Raw genomic sequence first — 2,509 nt, 5'->3', positions numbered from 1 at the left:
TGTACTGACCGGGGACGTTGATCAATCGTGAGAAGGGCGGCTGGCCTCCGCAGGCGGTGTGTGGTCGGTGCTGGTTGTACTCGTGGAGCCAGTCGGGGAGGGCATCGCGGCGTTCGTTCTCGCTCGTGTAGCAGCGCGCATACGCCCAACCGTCGGCCATGGTGCGGTGAAATCGCTCGACCTTGCCGTTGGTCTGTGGGCGGTATGGCCGCGTTCGCTTCGGAGTGATCGATAGGGCCTCGCACGTGTCTCGCCACAGGTGAGAACGGTACGCACCACCGTTATCGGACAAGATGCGCTCAATTGCGACCCCTCGGTCGGCGAACCACTCGACCGCTCGATGCAGGACTCCGACGGCGGTGACAGCGGATTCGTCGTTGTGAACCTCGGTGTAGGCGACGCGCGAGTGGTCATCGATGATGGTGTGCACGAACGCATACCCGAGCTTGGGGTTGCGCCACTTGTTCTTCGGCTTGCCGGGAGTGACGGCACGATTCCTCGATCCTTGACGTCGCCCGGCGTATCGCCAGCTCCCACCGTCGGGGATGTTCCCAAGCTTCTTGACGTCCACGTGCACGAGTGAGCCAGGGTGGTCGTGTTCGTATCGGCGGATTGGCTCGCCGGTGGCACGGTCGACGTAGGAAAGTCGATTCATGCGCGCGGTCGTGAGGATGCGGTGGACCGTGGCCGGGGCGATGCCGAGTCGGGCTGCGAGTTGAATAGGCCCTTCCCTCAGGCGCATTCGTAGGCTCACGCACCGTTTTGTCGTCTTCTTGCTCGTCTTGTTCGGCGAAGACTTCGGCCGTGACGACCGGTCCTGCATCGGCTCGCCAGCAAGGTAGCGGTCGACCCACCGCTTCACGGTTGGCCACGACACCTGGAAGCGGGCAGCAACTTCGCTGATCGGCCATCCTTCCTCGATGACGAGGCGTGCGACTCGTAGACGATGACGTGGGGTCAGCGCGGCATTGCGATGACTCAAAGTGCCTCCTGAGATAGATCGGTGGCCGGCCGCGTTTGCGACCGGCCACCGGATGATGGAATTGGAGTAGAGATCTCTACTCGGCGCCTTGCGCTGCATGGAAGGTGAGTGCTGGCTCGAGCCAGGACTCGAGCCCAGGTCCCTGGAGTGCGGCCTGCTCGACGCTGATCCAGCCGTCGCCCATGGGGCGATCTGCGCCCATGAGCGCAGGGTGAGCACCAGGGCGGGTGAGCAGGTCTTCCGCGTCAGTGGGGTCGATGCGTAGCAGGAGCGTCCCTTCCCGACGAGCGGCGACAACCATCCGGTCCTCGACCATGAACGACACTCCCCCGAACATCGACACCTCACGAGGGTTGCGAGCTCTTAGCGCGTCACGAACTCGCTCGACCAGGTCCTTCTGTGCCGTCATCGTCCACCCTTCTCGATGTACTCGGGGCCGCTGTAGTGAAGGTTCAAGGACGCGATGCGTCCGCCGTCGAAGGTGAAGAACTCCGCGAAGGTCATGGGACCGCCGGGCATGGTCGCCGTGTAGAGCACGGCGGAGCTGTTAGTGCCGTGCACGTCGTGGATGATCTCGATCTGCTTGACCGTCGCGATGAACCCGGCGACCCCGCCCAGGAAGCCATCGGTGGCGTCGGGGAGGTGTCCAGCGAGGGAGCCCGTGAAGTCGAGGTGGTCATCCAGCAGAGGCCGTAGGTCAGCCCCGTCCTGGTAACTGTCGATGCCGGACTCGAGGATCCGGTAGTAGTCCTTGAGTGTCTGAGGTGCGGCAGAAGACAGGGTGGCGGGCATGGCTCTCCTTGGTGTGAGAATGGTGCTTGATACTTTCAAGCAGGCACTTGATAAAGTCAAGGGGGTTCAGGTGAAGTCCTACGGACAGCTTTGCTCGATCGCTCGCGCCCTGGATGTCGTCGGTGACAGGTGGACTCTCCTGATCGTGCGTGAGCTGCTGATCGGGGGAGCATTGCGCTTTGGTGAAGTCCAGCGCGGCCTGCCTGGCATCGCGACGAACCTGCTCACCCAGCGCCTGCGGGACCTCGAGACCAACGGTGTCGTCGCCCGCGAGCCCGCCCCAGGAATCCCGGGCACGCCAACGTATCGGCTTACCGAGCGTGGCCGGGCCCTGGACGGAGTGCTGCGCGAGCTTCTGAAGTGGGGTGCACCGACGGTTCCAGAGGCGCCGAGTGATGCGATCTTCCAGATGCACTGGCTCAGCCAACCGGCACGCTTCCTCCTCGCGGATCACAGACCGGACGAGCCACCGATCGTGATCCGGTTCGGCACCTTCGACGACGGCTTCGACCTCACCGCCGCCGACGGGACCATCACGGTGAACCCTTGCCAGCGCGATGTCAGCCCCCTGGCGCGTGTTGCAGGCCCCGGGCCGGTACTGGTTGCCCTCCTGCAAGGCGCAATGCCTCTGCCCGCCGCTATCGCGCATGGCGTGGATGTCACCGGCGATGCCGCGACCCTGACGCGAGTTCTACCGGCGCCGCAAGCGTCGACTAACGTCCCCGGTCAGTACAA

The 2,509-nt window shown here is 64.1% G+C and carries 4 protein-coding genes; 1 reads left to right on the top strand and 3 read right to left on the bottom strand.

Annotated elements, in window-relative coordinates; all coding sequences use genetic code 11:
- The 3 genes from ABW18_RS22205 to ABW18_RS22195 all read right to left on the bottom strand — a co-directional run.
- The coding region (locus ABW18_RS22205; RefSeq protein WP_049701084.1) for an IS481 family transposase at window positions 1–982 on the bottom strand (982 nt) is incomplete at its 3' end.
- Between the two features lie 76 nt (window positions 983–1,058).
- Window positions 1,059–1,391: a TfoX/Sxy family protein gene (locus tag ABW18_RS22200; protein ID WP_005177612.1), complete on the bottom strand. Its 333-nt coding sequence runs from the start codon at window positions 1,389–1,391 to the stop codon at window positions 1,059–1,061.
- Window positions 1,388–1,774 carry a nuclear transport factor 2-like protein gene (locus ABW18_RS22195; protein WP_005177618.1) on the bottom strand — a complete coding sequence of 129 codons (387 nt, stop codon included), beginning with the start codon at window positions 1,772–1,774 and terminating at the stop codon, window positions 1,388–1,390. Before ABW18_RS22195 ends, ABW18_RS22200 begins: the two co-directional genes overlap by 4 nt.
- Here ABW18_RS22195 and ABW18_RS22190 point away from each other — a divergent pair.
- A partial coding sequence (locus tag ABW18_RS22190) for a winged helix-turn-helix transcriptional regulator (RefSeq protein WP_235434500.1) occupies window positions 1,773–2,509 on the top strand: 737 nt, incomplete at its 3' end. The genes ABW18_RS22195 and ABW18_RS22190 overlap by 2 nt on opposite strands.

The organism is Gordonia jacobaea (genome assembly GCF_001186365.1).
Taxonomy (GTDB): Bacteria; Actinomycetota; Actinomycetes; order Mycobacteriales; family Mycobacteriaceae; genus Gordonia; species Gordonia jacobaea.
Note: the sequence above shows the minus strand (reverse complement) of the source record. Positions and strands in the feature narration are given on the sequence as shown.

Bases quoted from the DNA above. Each gene is read 5' to 3' on its own strand.
- ABW18_RS22200 (WP_005177612.1), bottom strand. From the start codon at position 1,391: ATGACGGCACAGAAGGACCTGGTCGAGCGAGTTCGTGACGCGCTAAGA.
- ABW18_RS22195 (WP_005177618.1), bottom strand. From the start codon at position 1,774: ATGCCCGCCACCCTGTCTTCTGCCGCACCTCAGACACTCAAGGACTAC.